Consider the following 18,680-nt stretch of genomic DNA (forward strand, 5'->3'; position numbering starts at 1 on the left):
ATTCAATTTGTTAACTAATTAGTTGCTTAAAGTAAAGTTTTGTCATGCTTTCTTTACTATTTATGATCGCCTACGCAATCACCTTGTCGGGCCAGGGTCTATACTTAACTTATCAAAGTGGGTTAACCATTTACTGAGTTATCCCGGTTGGCTAATGGCACTATGGAGGTGGCATATGAAACGTAGAAACGTGCACAAAATGGGCAACTTTTTTATGGGGCTGGGGCTGGTAGTGATGGTCGTCGGCGTTGGATACAACATTCTTGCTGAAGTATCGCAGTTTAATTTACCGCAGTTTTTCGCCCATGGTGCCATCATGAGTATCTTCATCGGCGCGTTGCTATGGCTGGCCGGTGCGCGTATTGGCGGGCGTGAGCAAGTGGCGGATCGTTACTGGTGGATAAAACATTTTGATAAACGGTGCCGAAACGATAATCATCGCTCGTCACATTGATTAAAAAAACAAAAGGGAACAGGTGTTACGGCAAAGGAGATCTGCCGCGCATTAAGGGCTAAGGTCATGTTTGACTACCCCTGGAAAACCCGTTGCTGCTGATGCACCAACGGGTTTTTCTTTTTCTGCCAGCGGGCAATCAATCGATCCGGTACGGCAGGGCGCCGCACCGAAAAGAATTCTGATTAATGCTCGAACATCGCAGAAATTGACTCTTCATTGCTGATACGACGGATGGCTTCAGCCAACATGCCGGACAGCGTCAGAGTACGCACGTTTTTCAGTGCCTTGATTTCTGCAGACAACGGAATGGTGTCGCAAACGATCACTTCATCAATCACCGAGTTCCTGATGTTTTCCACCGCATTACCGGAGAAGATCGGGTGGGTCGCGTAGGCAAATACGCGCTTGGCACCGCGTTCTTTCAAGGCTTCAGCTGCTTTACACAAGGTACCACCGGTGTCGATCATGTCGTCAACCAGCACGCAGTCACGGCCTGCCACGTCACCAATGATGTGCATCACCTGGGAAACGTTCGCACGTGGGCGGCGTTTATCGATGATAGCCATATCGGTATCGTTCAGCAGTTTGGCGATAGCGCGGGCGCGCACTACGCCACCGATGTCCGGGGAAACCACGATTGGGTTCTCCAGATTCTGTTGCAGCATATCTTCGAGCAGGATCGGGCTACCGAACACGTTATCTACAGGAACATCGAAGAATCCCTGAATCTGTTCAGCGTGCAGATCTACCGTCAATACGCGGTCAACCCCAACGCTGGAGAGGAAGTCGGCGACAACTTTGGCGGTGATTGGCACACGAGCAGAACGCACGCGGCGATCCTGGCGGGCATAGCCGAAATAAGGGATAACAGCAGTAATACGACCTGCGGAGGCGCGACGCAGGGCATCTACCATAACAACCAGTTCCATCAGGTTATCGTTGGTAGGAGCACAGGTGGACTGGATGATGAAAATATCACCGCCGCGTACATTTTCGTTGATTTGCACGCTCACTTCGCCGTCGCTAAAACGACCTACTGCGGCGTCACCAAGGCTGGTGTACAAACGGTTGGCAATACGTTGTGCTAGTTCCGGGGTGGCGTTACCAGCAAAAAGCTTCATATCAGGCACGAGAAGAACCTCAGGCATGCGTCCAGAGAAGATATTGTCATTCGGCCTCGCTAAGGGGCAGTTAGCGACGCCGGCGCAATATCATACGGGTGTGTAAAAAAATTTGAAACCGCAGCGGCGCAGGGATGACAGGGCCAGGTGTGAGCGACTCTGCGCAGCGAAACGAGAACTACGGTTCAATCTGCCCGGAACGAATGCGATGTAGTGGAGAGACGTTAACGCCACGCGCTACAAAACCACGTATCCACCCCGGGGCTTGATTTAACACCTGACGGGCGGCGGTTTCTGTGTCGAATTCAGCGAACACACATGCACCTGTGCCAGTCAGGCGTGACGGCGCGTATTCTAACAGCCAAGAAACAAGCTGTTCAACCTCGCGAAAACGTTTTCTTGCTATTGGTTCGCAATCATTTGCGTAAGTTGCCTGCAACAGCACATTTAATGGGCGAACCGGGGTGTCTCTTTTTAAATCGGCATCGCCAAAAATAACCGGGGTCGGGATGCTGACACCCGGGTGGGCAACCAGATACCACTTTTCCTGCGGATTGGCAGGTTGCAAACGTTCACCAATGCCCTCGGCAAAGGCGGCCTGGCCGCGAACGAATACCGGAACATCGGCACCGAGGGCCAGCCCCAGTTCCGCCAACTGCTCGTCGCTCAAGCCGCAGCGCCACAGGTCATTCAACGCTACTAACACCGTTGCTGCGTTGGAGGAACCGCCACCCAGTCCGCCACCCATCGGCAGACGTTTATCGATGCTGATGTCGGCACCGCGCGGGACGGTATTCAGCCCGTGACGATCGCAATACTGTTGCAGCAGACGGGCGGCGCGAACGATCAGGTTTTGCTCATCTGGTACGCCGGCCACCGGGGTCAGCAGACGGATGCTGTCATCCTGCCGTACGTCGATGGTCAGTGTGTCGCCGTAATCCAAAAACTGGAACAGCGTCTGCAGCAGGTGGTAGCCATCTTCGCGTTGGCCGGTAATGTACAAAAACAAATTGAGTTTAGCTGGCGATGGCCATTGACGAATCATTTAAGCGTCCAATCGTCCATTTTCAGTTTGATGCGTTGGTCACCCTGTTTCAGTTCCAGGCGGCTCGGCAACTGTGGCTTGAGGCTGTTGTTGTAGTCCTGGTAATCCACGGTCCAGGTCTGGCTGCCTTGTTGGTAGGTCAGCGAGTTCAGGCGATATTGGTCATCGAGCTTGAAGTCGTCGGCTTCACCCGGCAGGCCGAGCATCCACTGGCGCAGGTTGTCCAGCGGAATGGCCATGCCGGTCAGCTTGCGGATCATCTCTTCGGCATTGTCGCTGACATAGCGTTTGCCCTGGTTGTCCGTCAACTGCACTACGTTTTTCTGTACGTTGAGGTCAAGCTCGGTACTGCCAAGCGGGTTGGTCAGCAGCAGGCGATAACGGTCCGGCGAATACTGTTGCCAGAAGAAGCGGGCGTAGACTTTTTTCTGATCTGACAGGTAGGCGAAAGAACCACGGGTCTGATACTGACTCAGCTGTTGTACCGCTTGTTCGTGGGCACGCCACTGCGGCGACGTCGGGCTGGTGGCCGGGCCGGTCGGCTTGGTGGTAGTACAGGCAGCCAGCACCAGGCTGGCCAGCGGAATCAGGCGGAGCAAACTAACTTTGCGGATTGGCATAACTTTCTCTTGTCCTTTTGTCCTTGCGGGCACGCACAGCGAAACCTGAGTATCGGTATTTACGCTAGCGGGGCAACGCCGGCTCGTCAATTCTTTGCTGCATCGCGTTGAAATTTCCCGGCTTTGTCACCGCTCTCGGGCACGGGGCCAGGTGCGGTCTTCGCTGATAAGATTAACACAATCGTTCCAACCTGAGCTCTGGACGCAATAATATCTCTGGGGCCGGGTGTTGCTGCCGTTGGTGTTTAGTTGATGTTGCGTTCTGTAGTATTGCAAGAGTCTATCGCCGTGGGGAGATCCGAAGATTATGAAGCTTGCAGTTCGAATCGTTATTTCGCTGTTATGTTTTGCGGGCTCGGCATTTTTTTACCTGCAGGCGAAGCATGTTTTTTGCCAACAGGTTTTCTTCATTTTGGATCCTACCTTTCGTTGCGGCACTTTGGGCTGGTAAAAGCCGGATATTTGATCGCTACCCTCAGCTCAGGTGGTCAGTTTTACTCAATACTGTGCGGAATATCGCAGACTGGACTAAAATTCAGTATGTTATGTCGTCAAAATATTATTTATCTTATTGTATTTATTGCTAATCACTCCTTGATGCTGTCTATTTCAGCGATTGGACGGAAGATGCGGTTGTGCCTTTTATTGATCCCGCGCATCAAGTAGAATGCCGTTCAACGAGAACCCGTACCAAAAGAAGTATTACTCGAAGCAATGACCCTGCTGGCGTTAGGTATAAATCACAAAACCGCTCCGGTTTCTCTGCGTGAAAGGGTGACCTTCTCCCCAGAGTCTATCGAACAGGCGCTAACCAGCTTGCTCCAACAACCGTTGGTGCAGGGCGGTGTCGTGTTGTCTACCTGCAACCGCACCGAGCTGTATCTTAGCGTGGAGCAACAGGAACATATTCACGAACAGCTGGTCTCCTGGCTGTGTGAGTACCACCACCTGCGCCCGGAAGAGGTGAGTAAAAGCCTGTACTGGCACCACGGCAACGAAGCCGTCAGCCATCTGATGCGCGTGGCCAGCGGGTTGGATTCACTGGTGCTGGGCGAACCGCAAATTCTCGGGCAGGTGAAGAAAGCCTTTGCAGAATCTCAACGCGGGCAGTCATTGTCTGGTGAGCTTGAGCGTCTGTTCCAAAAATCCTTCTCCGTCGCCAAACGCGTGCGTACCGAAACTGAAATCGGTGCCAGTGCGGTATCCGTAGCCTTTGCCGCCTGTACCCTGGCGCGCCAGATATTCGAATCTCTTGCCGAATTGAATGTCCTGCTGGTGGGGGCCGGTGAAACCATTGAACTGGTGGCGCGTCATCTGCGCGAGCATAAAGTACGGCATATGATTATTGCCAACCGTACCCGCGAGCGCGCCCAACTGTTGGCGGACGAAGTCGGCGCAGAAGTGATCACCTTGCCGGAAATCGACGAACGCCTGGCGGACGCCGACATTATTATCAGTTCTACTGCCAGCCCGCTGCCGATCATCGGTAAAGGGATGGTGGAGCGCGCGCTGAAAGCGCGCCGCAACCAGCCCATGCTGCTGGTGGATATTGCCGTACCGCGTGATATCGAACCGGAAGTGGGCAAGCTGGCCAACGCCTATTTATACAGCGTGGACGATCTGCACGCCATCATTCAGAGCAACCTGGCGCAGCGCAAGGCCGCGGCGGTGCAGGCTGAGTCGATCGTCCAGCAGGAAAGCATCAACTTTATGGCCTGGTTGCGCTCGCAGGGCGCAGTGGAAACCATCCGCGACTACCGTTCGCAGGCCGATCAGATCCGTGCGGAAATGGAAGCCAAAGCCTTGGCCGCCATTGCGCAGGGCACGGACGTGGAGCAGGTTATCCACGAACTAGCCCATCGGCTGACCAACCGTCTTATTCATGCCCCTACCAAATCCCTCCAACAGGCCGCCGGCGATGGCGACGTGGAGCGGTTGCAATTATTACGCGACAGCCTCGGGCTGGATCAGCATTAGTTTTCTCTTTATTAACAGGGTTTAATACCACGCATGAAGCCTTCTATTGTTGCCAAACTGGAAGCGTTACAAGAGCGCCATGAAGAAGTGCAGGCGCTGCTCGGCGATGCCGGCGTTATTGCCGAGCAGGATCGGTTCCGTGCGCTGTCGCGCGAATATGCACAGTTGACCGATGTCAGCCGCTGTTTCCTTGAATGGCGTAAGGTTCAAGACGATCTGGCTACCGCAGAAATGATGTTGGATGACCCGGAAATGCGCGAAATGGCGCAGGAAGAGTTGAAAGACGCCAAGGCGGCAACGGAAGAGCTGGAGCAGCAATTACAAGTGCTGCTGTTGCCGAAAGATCCGGATGATGAGCGCGATTGCTTCCTGGAAGTGCGTGCCGGTACCGGCGGTGACGAAGCGGCGATTTTTGCCGGAGATCTGTTCCGTATGTACAGTCGCTATGCCGAAACGCGTCGCTGGCGCGTCGAGATCATGAGTGCCAATGAAGGCGAGCACGGCGGCTATAAAGAAGTGATTGCCAAGGTTTCTGGGGATGGCGTTTTCGGTCAATTGAAATTTGAATCTGGCGGCCACCGCGTACAACGCGTGCCGGAAACCGAGTCGCAGGGGCGTATTCATACCTCCGCCTGTACCGTGGCGGTGATGCCGGCGGTACCGGAAGCCGAAATGCCGGAGATCAATGCTGGCGATCTGAAAATCGATACCTTCCGTTCCTCCGGTGCCGGCGGCCAGCACGTTAACACCACCGACTCGGCGATCCGTATTACCCACTTGCCAACCGGTATTGTGGTGGAGTGTCAGGACGAACGTTCACAGCACAAAAACAAAGCCAAGGCGATGTCGGTGCTGGGGGCGCGTATCCGTGCCGCCGAAATGGCCAAACGCCAGCAGGCCGAGGCATCAACTCGTCGTAATCTGTTGGGCACCGGCGACCGCTCCGATCGCAACCGCACCTACAACTTCCCGCAGGGGCGCGTGACCGACCATCGCATCAACCTGACTTTGTACCGTCTGGATGAAGTGATGGAAGGCAAACTGGATATGCTTATCCAACCTATTGTGCAGGAATATCAGGCTGATCAACTCGCTGCGCTGTCCGCTGAGCCAGAGTAATGGACTATCAATCCTGGCTGAAGGCGGCAGTTGCCCGGTTGACGCAAAGTGACAGTGCCCGGCGTGACGCGGAAATCCTGTTGGGTTTCGTGACCGGTCGGGCCAGAACCTTTCTGATGGCATTTGGCGAAACTTTGTTGACTCAACAACAGCAAGAACAGTTGGAAAGGTTACTGGTGCGCCGCGAACGTGGCGAGCCGGTGGCTTATCTGATTGGTGAACGCGAGTTTTGGTCGCTGCCGCTGTCGGTCTCGCCAGCTACCCTGATCCCGCGTCCGGACACCGAATGCCTGGTGGAACTGGCGCTGGAGAGCCTGCCGTCATCCGCTTGCAATATCCTCGATCTCGGTACCGGCACCGGTGCCATTGCGCTGGCGTTGGCCAGCGAACGCCCGGACTGCATGGTGACCGGCGTTGATTTACAGCCTGAAGCCGTAGCGCTCGCGCAGCATAATGCGCAGAAGCTGGCGATCGGCAACGCACAATTTCTTCAGGGCAGCTGGTTTGCGCCGCTGGGCAGCCAAACTTTCGCCCTGATCGCCAGTAATCCTCCGTACATCGACGCCACCGACCCGCATCTGGCACAGGGCGACGTACGTTTTGAACCCAGCAGCGCGCTGGTCGCGCAGCAGCACGGGTTGGCGGATTTGTCCGCCATTGTGCAGCAGGCACCGAAGTATCTGCTGCCACAGGGCTGGCTGTTGCTGGAGCACGGTTGGCAACAGGGCGAGAGTGTGCGCGCATTGCTGCAGGCCGCCGGCTTTATTTCGATCGCTACCCGCCGTGACTACGGTGATAACGATCGCGTGACTTTTGGCCAATGGCCGTAGCAGTAACTGAGAACTAACAAAAAAAAGCACACAGCGAATAAACAAAAGGAAGCAATATGGCAGTCTACTCAGCGTTAAAACATTTGCACCTGTTGACAGTCATCATCAGTATTGTCTTGTTTGTGCTGCGATTTTTCTGGAAATGGCGAGACTCGGCGATGATGAACAAGCGCTGGGTGAAGATAACGCCACACATAAATGATACGGTACTGTTCGCCAGTGGTATCGCGTTAGTGGTGATGTTCAAGTTTTACCCGCTGCTGGGTATGGACTCGTGGCTGACCGAGAAGCTGTTTGGCGTTATTATCTATATCCTGCTTGGCTACGTCGCATTGGGCAAGAAGACCAAAAGTAAGAACCTGCGCACCCTGGCGTTTGTGCTGGCGTTGGGCTGTCTGTACCTGATAATTAAACTTGCCACGACGAAAATACCGTTTCTGATGGGATACTTATGAGTAGCATTGCTGATTTTAAATTTAACACCGCGCTGCTGAGCGCGGGTGTGATCCTGGTTTTGCAGTCCGTGCGGCGTGATTTCCCCACCGCTGAAGTCGAACGCAAGCTGCAGCAGCTGGTCGACGACGCACGTGCGGCGATACCGAAGGATCTCAGCCAGGAACAGCAACTGGACGCACTCATTGAACTGTTCTTCAAAACCTGGGGTTTTGGCGGCGCCGGCGGCGTGTACCGTTTGTCCGACGCTATTTGGCTCGACAAGGTGCTGGAAGGGCGCCAGGGCACGCCGGTTTCCCTCGGCACCATTTTCCTGCACATAGCCGCGCATCTGGATTTACCGCTGTTGCCGGTGATTTTCCCCACCCAACTGATCCTGCGGGCAGACTGGCTGGATGAAGAGATGTGGCTTATCAACCCGTTGAACGGAGAGACGCTAAACGAGCATCAACTGGAAGTGTGGATCAAGGGCAACCTGGGTCTGGGCGCCGAGTTGGAAGACGACGATCTCGATGAGTCAGAAAACGTCATGGTGGTGCGTAAGATGCTTGAGACGCTGAAGGCCGCCCTGATGGAAGAGGAACAGATGGAAATGGCATTGCGCGCCAGCGAAACGGTGCTGTGCTTCGATCCGGATGACCCGTACGAAATCCGTGACCGTGGGCTGATTTACGCCCAGTTGGAATGCAACCATATTGCTATTTCCGACCTCAATTATTTTGTCGAACAGTGTCCTGAAGATCCGGTCAGTGAAGTGATCAAAGTACAGATCCACTCGATTGAACCGAAACAGGTCACGCTGCATTAATTCATTTGATTTAACATCAACAAAGGCGAAAGCATGAAACAGAAAGTGGTTAGCATTGGTGACATCAACGTAGCGAACGATCTGCCGTTTGTGCTGTTTGGCGGTATGAACGTGCTGGAATCGCGCGATTTGGCGATGCGCATTTGCGAACACTACGTCACCGTGACGCAAAAACTGGGCATCCCTTACGTTTTTAAAGCCTCTTTTGATAAAGCCAACCGTTCTTCTATCCACTCGTACCGTGGTCCGGGCCTGGAAGAAGGGATGAAGATCTTCGAAGAAATCAAAAAAACCTTCGGCGTGAAAACCATCACCGACGTGCATGAAGCCTCACAGGCGCAGCCGGTGTCCGAAGTGGTTGACGTGATCCAGCTGCCAGCATTCCTGGCTCGCCAAACCGATCTGGTAGAAGCGATGGCGAAAACCGGGGCGGTGATCAACGTCAAGAAACCCCAGTTCGTCAGCCCGGGCCAAATGGGCAATATCGTCGACAAGTTCAAGGAAGGCGGTAACGATCAGGTGATTTTGTGCGATCGCGGCAGCAACTTTGGTTACGATAATCTGGTGGTCGACATGCTGGGTATCAACGTGATGAAAAATGCCACTGGCGGTCATCCGGTGATCTTCGACGTGACCCACGCCCTGCAGACCCGTGACCCGTTTGGCGCCGCATCCGGCGGCCGTCGTGCACAGGTTACCGAACTGGCACGTGCCGGTATGGCGGTTGGCCTGGCTGGGCTGTTTATTGAAGCGCACCCAGAGCCGAACAGCGCCAAGTGTGATGGTCCGTCCGCGTTGCCGCTGGACAAGCTGGAGCCGTTCCTGGTGCAGATGAAAGCCATCGACGATCTGGTGAAGAGCTTCCCAGAGCTCGATACCAGCAACTAAGCCGGTTTTCTCGTAGTAAAAAGCCCGGTTTTTATACCGGGCTCAGACAGATGACAAACCTCATACCTGCCCAGAGCGAGTAGAGGCCGATAAATAAAAATCTGGAAAATCAATTTATTGATTTTCGGCTGCTCACCACAAAGCAGGAAAAACCACGCTTTTTCCTGCTTTGTCAGCAACCTAAGCCCGACTTGACGGGCTTTTTTTTAGGCGTCCAGCTCGGCCAAGGCTTCGGGTAGCGTTGCGTAGAAATGCAGTTTCCCCTCAATCGGCTGTACCCGCGCGCGCGCCAGCGTTTTCAACGGCTGGAACGGTATATCGGTGATCGCCAATTGCTTGCCTGACGGCAGGGCTTCGATAAAGCGCTGCAGGGCATCCAGGCCACCGGCGTCCAGCACCGGTACCGCATCCCACTGCAAGACAATCACGTCATAACTTTCACTGCGCACCAGCAATTCGTTAAAAATGCGTTCGGCGGCGGCGAAGAATAATGGACCGTTCACCCGCAGCACCAGGCGGTCATTTTCGGCGCTCAGTTCGCTCAAGCGTGTCATGCGTGCAATGCGGCGCATAAACAGCAGCGAAGCCAGCACTATGCCTACGGTAATGGCAATCACCATATCAAACAGCACCGTCAGCGACAGGCACAGCAGCATCACCAGAATGTCGTCCTTCGGTGCCCGCCGCAGCAGATAAATCACCTTATGGGCCTCACTCATATTCCAGGCGACCATCAGCAGCAGCGACGCCATTGCTGCCAGCGGCAGCCAGGACAGCCAGGGTGCCAATACCAGCAGTGCCAATAATACCAGCAGCGCATGGATAATGGCAGATACCGGCGAAGTGGCCCCGGCGCGCACGTTGGCGGCGGAACGCGCAATGGCGGCGGTGGCGGTAATGCCGCCAAAGAACGGTGCGATAATATTGCCCGCCCCCTGGCCGATAAGTTCGGTATTGGAGTTATGCTTCTTGCCGGTCATGCCGTCCAACACCACGGCACACAGCAGGGATTCAATTGCGCCCAGCATGGCCATGGAGAACGCCGCCGGTAACAGGGCGGAAATAGTCTGCCAGCTCAGCGCCATCGGCTTGGCATCACCCGCCGGCAGATCCCACGGCAGCATCAACTGCGGCAAAATGGGTGGAATGCCCTGGCCCTGCGTGCCGTCGGCCAGCAGGTAACTGAAGCGGGAACCTATGGTTGCCACCGGGTGGTCAAACAGCGCCAGAATGCCCATCACCGCAGTGCCCGCCAGCAACGCCGGTAAATGCCCCGGTACTCTTAGGCCAAGTTTCGGCCAAAATATCAGGATCAACAAGGTCACTGCGCCGATCAGCGTATCGCCGATATCCAGCGTTGGCAGCGCCTGCAGCAAGGCGTAAACCTTGCCCACATAGTGTTCCGGCACCACCGCCAGTTGCAGACCGAAGAAGTCCTTCACCTGCATGGTGGCGATGGTAATGGCAATACCGGAGGTAAAGCCCAGCGTCACCGACAGGGGAATATATTCAATCAATCGACCGAAACGTGCCAACCCCATGAGCACCAAAAACAGCCCGGAAAGCAGGGTGGCGATCAACAGGCCAGAGAGGCCGAACTGCTGTGAAACCGGATACAAGATCACCACGAAGGCGGCGGTAGGCCCGGAAACGCTGTAGCGCGAGCCGCCGCTAATGGCGATCACAATCCCGGCGACCGCCGACGTGTACAACCCATATTGAGGAGGAACGCCGCTGGCAATCGCCAGTGCCATCGCCAATGGGATGGCGATAATGCCAACGGTGACGCCAGCGATGGCGTCTTTTAGCAGGCGTTGCAGGGAATAGGGGTCTCTCCAGCAGGCATCAATCAGTGCGCTGAATGGCCGAATGCCGTTAATTTCATGCGTTTTCATCTGGGGTGTAAACCAAGTCTATAAAAGAGAACGGAATGGCGGGCCGGTTGCGGTCCGTCTCGAATAGCTGACAGACACCATACGCCTGTTGTGGCGGTGATTCCTAGATATACATCAATATGCTGCGGAAAAATGAAAGTAGACTATTTCAAAACGGAAGTTAATATCAGATAGCAGGCTGGTCGCGGCTCTGACGACCAGCCTAAAGAGAATAGCAGGAGTTTTATCGCTTAATGTACTGCCGGCAGGGATAAGCCGAGAAAGTGGGCCAGGGTGCCGACCAGCAGATTATGATCTTCCAGCTGCGGCGAGCCGGAAATGCTGATGGTGCCGATGCAGCCGAGCCCGGCTAAATTAATCGGAAAGGCTCCGCCGTGCGTCGAGTAGTCACGCACACTCAGCCCATAGCGCTCTTCCAGCGTCGATTGACGTTGTTGCAGGCGCAGGCCGATAGCGTAAGAACTTTTGTGGAAGTGATTCACCACGTTGCGTTTACGCCGTACCCAGTCCGCAATATCAGGCGTGGTGCCGGGCATGGCATAATAAAACAGCGTCTGCCCCGCAAGCTGGATTTCGATGGCGATGGACAGGCGGCCGCGTTCTGCTGCGGATTTTAATGCCGATCCCAGTTCCCAGGCGGTATTATGGTCAAAGTGGCTGAAGGTCAACGTCGCTTCCTGTTTGGTCAGCGCTTGCAAATCATCATCGATATTCATAGTTGTCGCTCCTCTCTAGGTATCTAACAGACTATCCTGAAGCGGAAAGGTGGGATAGATACCTTGGAAATATCATAGAACTGCTAATCTATTATTAATCTGAGTAATATGTTCCATGCCGGAATGGATGAGACAGGGATTGGTGCTCAAAATTTATTGCTTAATCACCCTATAATTTCCGCGGAGCACTGCGAATATTTATGACTTACGTTGCGTCAATTCCCACGCTTTATAGCGACGCTTGCATCACCTACGCTACACTGTCAATCAGCTATTTTGCCCTCAGCAAAAATGCTCCTTTTTCATATCAATCCGAGAGATGGAAACGCCTGCTTTTTGGTCTGCTGGCCGGACTGGCGATACTGTTTCTCAATCAGGATAGGTTGGAATTGACCGATAACGTCCATTACAGCTTCGTGATGATCCCAATGATATTGGTGACTTTCTTTGGCGGTGCGCTCAGTGGAATGGCGTGCTATCTGATGTTATTGGCCGTGAGCGGTGGATTAACCGTCGATAACCTGTTTATCGGCTCGATCATTATTCCCTTGCTGTTGTCGCGGGTCTGGTTGAGAAAGTCGAACCGGGTGTTCTATCTGACCATAGCTCTGATTGCGTTATATCGCATCCTGGTGGTCTGGTTTTTGGTTGATATACGTATCTTGTGGTTGGATGCGTTGATGTATCAGGCCATTTCAGCCCTGTGCCTGGCGATTTGCTACCATGCGCTGAACTTCAAAGAGCGGCATATCCACGCCTATTTCTCAATGCGCGATAAGGCCACCACCGACAGTCTGACTCATCTTGGTAACCGTGCCAGCGTCGACTATCGCCTGATGTTGCAACATGCAGAGCGGCGTCCCTGCGGGTTGATGATCCTCGATCTGGATAATTTCAAGTGTATCAATGATACCTACGGCCATTTGGCAGGGGATTTGTTGCTGACCCAGATGGGGCAATTGTTGCAAAACAGCGTGCGCAGCGAAGATTTTGTTGGTCGCTATGGCGGTGAGGAGTTCATGGTGATTACTGCCAGCTATGATCCGAAGATTATCGGTGGGGTAGCGGAACGCATTCGTCGCAGCGTGGAGGCAACGATATTTTTTCTGGATGAAGGCCACGAAACACAGATCACCGTTTCTATCGGTGCCTCGCTGTATTTACCCGGTATGGCGGTAGAGAAAGCGATAGAGGTGACGGACGAAGCCCTGTATGAGGCCAAACGTGGCGGGAAAAATCAGGTGGTCTGCAGCCGGCTGATGCTGTTTGCGCCGCTGGGGGCTGGCTTTCGGCAGCAGTAACCCCTTCTGACGAACTCAGAAGGGGTTACTGACTCAGGCTGCCAGCGTATGTTCGCGGAATGCGGTCAGGAGTTCTTCGGTAAACTTCAGACGTTTCTGGCGATCGGTCAGATCCAGCATAAACTTCAGTTTACTCGGCCCGTCCAGGCGATAGACCTGCGGATTGCTTTGCAACAACCCAATTAAATAGCCTGGGTCGACCTTGTTTTTTTCACCAAATTCAATGAATCCACCGCGTTCATTACTTTCGATGCGCTTGATGCCCAGTAACTGGGCATGTTGACGCAACGCCGCACTTTGCAGCAGGTTACGCGCCGGATCCGGCAGCAGGCCAAAGCGGTCAATCAGCTCCACCTTCAACTCTTCGAGTTCACCGTCGTTTTTCGCGCTGGCGATACGCTTATAGAACGACAGGCGAGTATTGACGTCTGGAATGTAATCATCCGGCAGCAGGGCCGGCATGCGCAGCTCCACTTCGGTTTGGTTGCTTGTGAGATCTTCCAGCGAAGGCTCGCGTCCGTTTTTAAGTGCGTCCACTGCGCTTTCCAACAGTTCCATATACAGCGAGAAGCCAACGGTGGTCATCTGGCCACTCTGGTCTTCACCGAGCAGTTCGCCCGCACCGCGGATCTCAAGATCGTGGGTGGCCAGGGCAAAGCCGGCACCCAGGTCTTCCAGTGATGCTATGGCTTCCAGGCGTTTATGGGCGTCGGTGCTCATGGCTTTAGGGGGCGGCGTCAGCAGATAGGCATAGGCCTGATGGTGCGAACGTCCGACGCGGCCACGTAGCTGGTGCAGCTGCGCCAGCCCAAAGCGATCGGCTCGCTCGATGATAATGGTATTGGCGCTGGGAATGTCGATGCCGGTTTCGATAATGGTTGTGCAGACCAGTACGTTAAAGCGCTGGTGGTGGAAGTCGTTCATCACCCGTTCCAGATCGCGTTCGCGCATTTGACCGTGGCCGATGGCAATACGCGCTTCCGGCACCAATTCCGCCAGTTTTGTTGCGGCTTTTTCAATGTTTTCAACGTCGTTATACAGGTAGTAAACCTGGCCGCCACGCAACACTTCACGCAGGATCGCCTCACGCACCACCAGGCTGTCGTACTCGCGGACAAAGGTTTTTACCGCCAGACGACGGGCCGGTGGGGTGGCAATAATCGACAGGTCGCGCATGCCGCTCATGGCCATATTCAGGGTGCGTGGGATCGGCGTCGCGGTCAGCGTCAGAATATCCACATCGGCACGCATTGCCTTGATGCGTTCTTTGTGGCGCACACCGAATCGGTGTTCTTCATCGACGATCAACAGCCCCAGATCTTTCCAGCGCAGATCGCTCTGCAGCAGTTTGTGGGTGCCGATGATGATATCCACTTTGCCATCGACGGCATCGTCCATTACCTGCTGCTGTTCCTTGGCACTGCGGAAGCGCGACATCATCTCAATGCGGATCGGCCAGGTGGCGAAGCGATCGCGGAAATTGTCGAAATGCTGCTGCGCCAGCAAGGTGGTTGGCACCAGTACCGCGACCTGTTTGCCGTTCTCCACCGCCAGGAAGGCGGCGCGCATCGCCACTTCGGTTTTGCCGAAGCCGACGTCACCACACACCAGACGGTCCATGGCCAGTGGTTGGCACATGTCGCTCAGCACGGCGTTAATCGCCTGCTCCTGATCCGGGGTGGTCTCAAATGGGAAGGCCTGGCAGAACAGCTGATATTGTTCGCGGTCATGTTTAAAAGCGAAGCCGGTTTTTGCGGCGCGCTGGGCGTAAATATCCAGCAATTCTGCCGCCACGTCACGCACCCGCTCGGCGGCTTTTTGCCGTGCACGCGACCAGGCATCACCGCCCAGTTTGTGCAGCGGTGCGTTTTCGTCCGCACCGCCGGCATAACGGCTGATCAGATGCAGCGAAGAGACCGGCACGTAGAGTTTATCTTCACCGGCATAGGACAGGATCAGGTATTCGGCCTTGATGCCACCAGCTTCCAGCGTGGTCAGGCCAACGTAACGGCCAACGCCGTGTTCCAGATGTACCACCGGTTGGCCGGGGTGCAGCTCCGCCAGATTGCGGATCAGCACATCGGTATTGATGGTGCGACGGTTATCTTGCCGACGGCGACTGACGCGTTCACCGAGCAGATCGCTTTCGCAGATCAAGGCCCGGTTTCGCATGCCGTCGAGGAAACCGCGCTCGGAGGCGCCGACCATCATGTAGCGGCCCGCCGCCTCGGCCTGATCGAGATGCTGGATCAGCGAAGGACGGAGTTTGATGCGGCCGAGCAGATCCTGCAGCGTTTCGCGGCGTCCCTCGCTTTCGACCGAGAAAATAATGCTGCCGTCGAAGCTTTCAATAAAATGGCGCAGGCTGTCCAGTGGCGCTTTCTGCTGGGCTTGTACCGCCAGGTTCGGCAGTGCGCGGTAATCCAGATTGGTGTTACCGGCTTTGGCAGGCAGTTCTTCAGTTTTCAGCGCCATGCGCGGCCAGGCTTTCAGTTCACCAAACAGCGTATCAACCCGTAACCACAGGCTGTCAGGTGCCAACAATGGCCGCATCGGATCGACACGGCGGCTCTCATAACGTTGGTTGACGTCCTGCCAGAAGCGTTCGGCGGCGCTCTCCAGATTACCGGTATTGACGAGCAACGTGTTGTCCGGCAGATAACTGAACAGCGAAGGCAGTGGCTGGCTGAAAAACAGCGGCTGCCAGTATTCGATACCGGCTGGCCAGGTGCCTTTGCTGACCTGCTGATAAATATGTTCGGCATCGCGGCGCACTTCAAACTGCTCACGCCACTGGCTGCGGAACAGCTCGATGGCATTTTTGTCGGTTGGAAATTCATGGGCCGGCAGCAGGTTGATGGCATCGACTTCGTTGAGCGTGCGCTGGTTGTCGACATCAAAGGTGCGCAGGCTGTCGATCTCGTCATCGAAGAAATCGATGCGATAAGGTTCTTCGCTACCCATAGGGAACAGATCAAGCAGTGCACCGCGGGTGGCGAACTCGCCATGTTCCATCACCTGATCAACGCTGCGGTAGCCGGCCTGCTCCAGTTGGGCCCGCAGTTTGTCGCGCGACAGGCGCTGGCCTTTTTCCATTACCAGCGCGTGGCCGTGCAGGAATTCGTGCGGACAAACACGCTGCATCAGGGTATTGACCGGCAGAATGATCATGCCGCGCACCATGGTCGGCAGATGGTACAGGCTCGACAGACGGGCAGAGATGATTTCCTGATGCGGCGAGAAGCTGTCGTAGGGCAGGGTTTCCCAGTCGGACAGCGTGGTGACCATTTGATCGGTAAATTGCTGAATTTCGTCGCGCAGACGCAGGGCATTTTGCATGTCCGGGGCGATTAGCATCACCGGCCCGTTGTGACGTTCGACAATCTCGGCGCATTCCACGGCACAGGCCGAGCCGGTCAGTTGCCCCAACTGGCGCAAATCGCCCGCGCGCTCAGGCAGGGAATAACGGGAGGATGAAGAAGAAGCGGAACGGTTACGGTTATCGGAGATGCTCATGAAGGTATCTTTAATCAATGTGTTAAATTTCGCCCTGGCACAAATCACGCTGCGCCTTTACCCGGTAATACTAGCCCACTGGGCAGTAAACTGACATAGGTAAAAGCGCGATGCGGCGGACTATTGGCGCATGTTTAACCTTCTGATTGCATTATTCTTGCCCCGCCATGGCGAGATAATCAGCGATTTTATCGACGTCGACGTTGCCGCCGCTGACGATCACCCCGACCTTTTTACCGCGTAAATCGAGCAGCGAGTTCATCGCCGCTGCTGCAGCCAGGCAACCGGTCGGCTCGACCACCATTTTCATCCGCTCCATAAAGAAGCGCATTTGCCGACATAACTGCGGATCGCTGACCGTCAGGATATCCTCGACGAACTGCTGAATGATTGGGAAGGTCAACGCACCTACCTGTTGAGTTTGTGCGCCGTCGGCGATGGTTTTCGGGAGCGGGATTTGTACCGGCCGGCCAGTGCGAAATGCCTGCTGCACGTCGTTGCCTGCCTGTGGCTCCACGCCGAACACCCTGCAGCCCGGCGACCAGTGGTGCGCTGCGACCGCACTGCCGGCCAGCAAGCCGCCGCCGCCGGTGCAGACCAGCAACACATCCAAAGGGCCCACTTCCTCAATCAGTTCTTTGGTGGCCGTGCCCTGACCAGCGATCACCTGCGGGTAATCATAGGGGGGGATCATGGTCAGACTCTGTTCGGCCGCCAGCCGTTGAGCAATGGCTGCGCGATCTTCGCTGTGGCGCTGATAAATCACCACCTTGGCACCGTAACCGCGTGTTGCCGCCAATTTGGCCGCAGGGGCGTCGTGCGGCATCACTATGGTTACGTTAACTCCCAGTTCCCGCGCCGCCAACGCCATGGCCTGAGCGTGGTTGCCGGAGGAGAAGGCAATCACCCCAGCCTTGCGCTGCGCATCACTCAATTGAGCAATCGAGTTGTATGCTCCGCGGAACTTGAAGGCGCCGACGCGCTGGAAATTCTCGCATTTAAAGAAAAGTTGCGCGCCGATGAGGCGATCGGCTTGCTGCGAGGTCATGACCGGCGTGCGGATGGCATGTCCGGCCAGGATTTCTGCGGCGGTAGAGATATCGGCGGCGGTGATACAGTGGGGCGTTGAACTCATGGCGACCTCGCGCTGGTGAAAGGTTGATTGATTACCCGGAAATTTTAATTTACTCTTTGTAAAATTATTGTCAAATGGTTAAGTTAATGAGCGATATCAGGCAGGAAAATGCGCTGTTACTGCGCGAAGCGGAAAAAATTGTCCAGGCGCTGGGCGTGATGTTTGCCCCCTGTTGTGAAGTGGTGCTGCACGATCTGACCCAGCCGGAGAGTGCTATCGTCGCCATCGCCAATAATCTGTCTAACCGCAACATTGGTGACGCTGCCAGCGAAATGGGGCTGGAACGTATTGCCTCGCCGGATTTTCCTGACGTGGTGCAAAACTATGCCAATGCTTTCCCGGACGGCCGCCCGGCCAAGAGCACCTCAATAGGTCTGCGCAACAGTCAGGGCACTTTTGTGGCCGCGATTTGTCTTAATCTGGACGTCTCGATTTTCAACAGCGCCACCGCTATTTTGCAGCAGTTAACTGCGGTGGTGCAGAGCTCGTCGCAGCCGGTCGCCGAGGGTGTGCGATCGCTGTCGGACATCGCCTCGGTGATCAACAATTTTGCTGCTTCACATGCCACCGCTCCGCGCGCGCTCTCTTCCGAGCAACGTTTTCAGGCTCTCCAACTGTTAAAGCAGCAGGGTTATCTGCAACTGCGCGGCGCAGCCACTATGGCGGCGGAAGCCTTGGGTATTTCGCGGGTGTCGGTTTACAACCTGTTAAAGCGTGACGCCGGGTGACGTGCTGCCGTTAGCGCGATCGGCGGAATAAAAGGCGTCAGGGTGGTTCCCTAAACGGAGTATAGCCTTTA

At 55.1% G+C, this 18,680-nt stretch carries 16 protein-coding genes; 9 read left to right on the forward strand and 7 right to left on the reverse strand.

The genetic code is table 11. The features are described from left to right. Positions 1-175 precede the first annotated feature (175 nt). Positions 176-454 carry a stress-induced protein YchH gene (gene ychH / locus ACUTQ5_RS08700; protein ID WP_445650920.1) on the forward strand — a complete coding sequence of 93 codons (279 nt, stop codon included), beginning with the start codon at positions 176-178 and terminating at the stop codon, positions 452-454. A 185-nt stretch (positions 455-639) separates the two neighbouring features. Here ychH and prs read toward each other — a convergent pair whose 3' ends face one another. The 3 genes from prs to lolB form a co-directional block, all read right to left on the reverse strand. Next, positions 640-1,587, reverse strand: coding sequence for a ribose-phosphate diphosphokinase (gene prs, locus ACUTQ5_RS08705; RefSeq protein ID WP_012006410.1), 948 nt, complete (start codon positions 1,585-1,587; stop codon positions 640-642). 169 nt (positions 1,588-1,756) lie between these two features. After that, positions 1,757-2,623, reverse strand: a complete 867-nt coding sequence (gene ispE, locus ACUTQ5_RS08710) for a 4-(cytidine 5'-diphospho)-2-C-methyl-D-erythritol kinase (RefSeq protein ID WP_445650921.1) — start codon at positions 2,621-2,623, stop codon at positions 1,757-1,759. Further along, the gene (lolB, locus tag ACUTQ5_RS08715) at positions 2,620-3,243 is read right to left on the reverse strand and encodes a lipoprotein insertase outer membrane protein LolB (protein WP_445650922.1); all 624 of its coding nucleotides are present in this window, start codon (positions 3,241-3,243) and stop codon (positions 2,620-2,622) included. The genes ispE and lolB overlap by 4 nt, the downstream gene beginning before the upstream one ends. 714 nt (positions 3,244-3,957) lie before the next feature. Here lolB and hemA point away from each other — a divergent pair. The 6 genes from hemA to kdsA are packed head-to-tail and all read left to right on the forward strand — an operon-like array spanning position 3,958 to position 9,318. Then, positions 3,958-5,220 carry a glutamyl-tRNA reductase gene (gene hemA, locus ACUTQ5_RS08720; protein ID WP_445650923.1) on the forward strand — a complete coding sequence of 421 codons (1,263 nt, stop codon included), beginning with the start codon at positions 3,958-3,960 and terminating at the stop codon, positions 5,218-5,220. A gap of 33 nt (positions 5,221-5,253) precedes the next feature. Continuing rightward, complete coding sequence (gene prfA, locus ACUTQ5_RS08725) at positions 5,254-6,339, forward strand: peptide chain release factor 1 (protein WP_445650924.1); 1,086 nt, start codon at positions 5,254-5,256, stop codon at positions 6,337-6,339. Then, complete coding sequence (prmC, locus tag ACUTQ5_RS08730) at positions 6,339-7,169, forward strand: peptide chain release factor N(5)-glutamine methyltransferase (RefSeq protein WP_445650925.1); 831 nt, start codon at positions 6,339-6,341, stop codon at positions 7,167-7,169. Before prfA ends, prmC begins: the two co-directional genes overlap by 1 nt. A 56-nt stretch (positions 7,170-7,225) precedes the next feature. Continuing rightward, positions 7,226-7,624, forward strand: a complete 399-nt coding sequence (locus ACUTQ5_RS08735) for a SirB2 family protein (protein ID WP_445650926.1) — start codon at positions 7,226-7,228, stop codon at positions 7,622-7,624. Continuing rightward, entirely contained in the window at positions 7,621-8,430 is an 810-nt protein-coding gene (gene sirB1 / locus ACUTQ5_RS08740) for an invasion regulator SirB1 (RefSeq protein ID WP_445650927.1), read from the forward strand. Before ACUTQ5_RS08735 ends, sirB1 begins: the two co-directional genes overlap by 4 nt. Positions 8,431-8,463: 33 nt before the next feature. Beyond that, positions 8,464-9,318, forward strand: a complete 855-nt coding sequence (gene kdsA / locus ACUTQ5_RS08745) for a 3-deoxy-8-phosphooctulonate synthase (RefSeq protein WP_445650928.1) — start codon at positions 8,464-8,466, stop codon at positions 9,316-9,318. 206 nt (positions 9,319-9,524) lie between these two features. Here kdsA and dauA read toward each other — a convergent pair whose 3' ends face one another. Next, the gene (gene dauA, locus ACUTQ5_RS08750; RefSeq protein ID WP_445650929.1) at positions 9,525-11,213 is read right to left on the reverse strand and encodes a C4-dicarboxylic acid transporter DauA; all 1,689 of its coding nucleotides are present in this window, start codon (positions 11,211-11,213) and stop codon (positions 9,525-9,527) included. A gap of 230 nt (positions 11,214-11,443) precedes the next feature. Next, complete coding sequence (locus ACUTQ5_RS08755) at positions 11,444-11,929, reverse strand: heme-degrading domain-containing protein (RefSeq protein ID WP_445650930.1); 486 nt, start codon at positions 11,927-11,929, stop codon at positions 11,444-11,446. A 200-nt stretch (positions 11,930-12,129) separates the two neighbouring features. On the opposite strand from ACUTQ5_RS08755, the gene ACUTQ5_RS08760 reads away from it, so the two are divergent. After that, complete coding sequence (locus tag ACUTQ5_RS08760) at positions 12,130-13,230, forward strand: GGDEF domain-containing protein (protein WP_445650931.1); 1,101 nt, start codon at positions 12,130-12,132, stop codon at positions 13,228-13,230. Positions 13,231-13,263: 33 nt separating this feature from the next. On the opposite strand, the gene mfd is transcribed toward ACUTQ5_RS08760, so the two are convergent. Both mfd and ACUTQ5_RS08770 read right to left on the reverse strand, forming a co-directional pair. Further along, positions 13,264-16,746 carry a transcription-repair coupling factor gene (gene mfd / locus ACUTQ5_RS08765; RefSeq protein WP_445650932.1) on the reverse strand — a complete coding sequence of 1,161 codons (3,483 nt, stop codon included), beginning with the start codon at positions 16,744-16,746 and terminating at the stop codon, positions 13,264-13,266. A 151-nt stretch (positions 16,747-16,897) separates the two neighbouring features. Further along, entirely contained in the window at positions 16,898-17,881 is a 984-nt protein-coding gene (locus tag ACUTQ5_RS08770) for a threo-3-hydroxy-L-aspartate ammonia-lyase (protein WP_445650933.1), read from the reverse strand. Between the two features lie 86 nt (positions 17,882-17,967). Between ACUTQ5_RS08770 and ACUTQ5_RS08775 the strand changes: the two genes are divergently transcribed. Beyond that, the gene (locus ACUTQ5_RS08775; protein WP_445650934.1) at positions 17,968-18,609 is read left to right on the forward strand and encodes a helix-turn-helix transcriptional regulator; all 642 of its coding nucleotides are present in this window, start codon (positions 17,968-17,970) and stop codon (positions 18,607-18,609) included. Positions 18,610-18,680 lie beyond the last annotated feature (71 nt).

It is taken from the genome of Serratia sp. NA_112.1, from assembly GCF_052691715.1.

Excerpts from the sequence above, each read along its gene's own strand:
- kdsA (WP_445650928.1), top strand. The coding sequence starts at position 8,464 with ATGAAACAGAAAGTGGTTAGCATTGGTGACATCAACGTAGCGAACGAT.
- ACUTQ5_RS08735 (WP_445650926.1), top strand. The coding sequence starts at position 7,226 with ATGGCAGTCTACTCAGCGTTAAAACATTTGCACCTGTTGACAGTCATC.
- ispE (WP_445650921.1), bottom strand. The coding sequence starts at position 2,623 with ATGATTCGTCAATGGCCATCGCCAGCTAAACTCAATTTGTTTTTGTAC.
- ACUTQ5_RS08755 (WP_445650930.1), bottom strand. The coding sequence starts at position 11,929 with ATGAATATCGATGATGATTTGCAAGCGCTGACCAAACAGGAAGCGACG.
- prfA (WP_445650924.1), top strand. The coding sequence starts at position 5,254 with ATGAAGCCTTCTATTGTTGCCAAACTGGAAGCGTTACAAGAGCGCCAT.
- ACUTQ5_RS08775 (WP_445650934.1), top strand. The coding sequence starts at position 17,968 with ATGAGCGATATCAGGCAGGAAAATGCGCTGTTACTGCGCGAAGCGGAA.
- hemA (WP_445650923.1), top strand. The coding sequence starts at position 3,958 with ATGACCCTGCTGGCGTTAGGTATAAATCACAAAACCGCTCCGGTTTCT.
- mfd (WP_445650932.1), bottom strand. The coding sequence starts at position 16,746 with ATGAGCATCTCCGATAACCGTAACCGTTCCGCTTCTTCTTCATCCTCC.
- ACUTQ5_RS08770 (WP_445650933.1), bottom strand. The coding sequence starts at position 17,881 with ATGAGTTCAACGCCCCACTGTATCACCGCCGCCGATATCTCTACCGCC.
- lolB (WP_445650922.1), bottom strand. The coding sequence starts at position 3,243 with ATGCCAATCCGCAAAGTTAGTTTGCTCCGCCTGATTCCGCTGGCCAGC.
- ychH (WP_445650920.1), top strand. The coding sequence starts at position 176 with ATGAAACGTAGAAACGTGCACAAAATGGGCAACTTTTTTATGGGGCTG.
- prmC (WP_445650925.1), top strand. The coding sequence starts at position 6,339 with ATGGACTATCAATCCTGGCTGAAGGCGGCAGTTGCCCGGTTGACGCAA.
- dauA (WP_445650929.1), bottom strand. The coding sequence starts at position 11,213 with ATGAAAACGCATGAAATTAACGGCATTCGGCCATTCAGCGCACTGATT.
- sirB1 (WP_445650927.1), top strand. The coding sequence starts at position 7,621 with ATGAGTAGCATTGCTGATTTTAAATTTAACACCGCGCTGCTGAGCGCG.
- ACUTQ5_RS08760 (WP_445650931.1), top strand. The coding sequence starts at position 12,130 with ATGACTTACGTTGCGTCAATTCCCACGCTTTATAGCGACGCTTGCATC.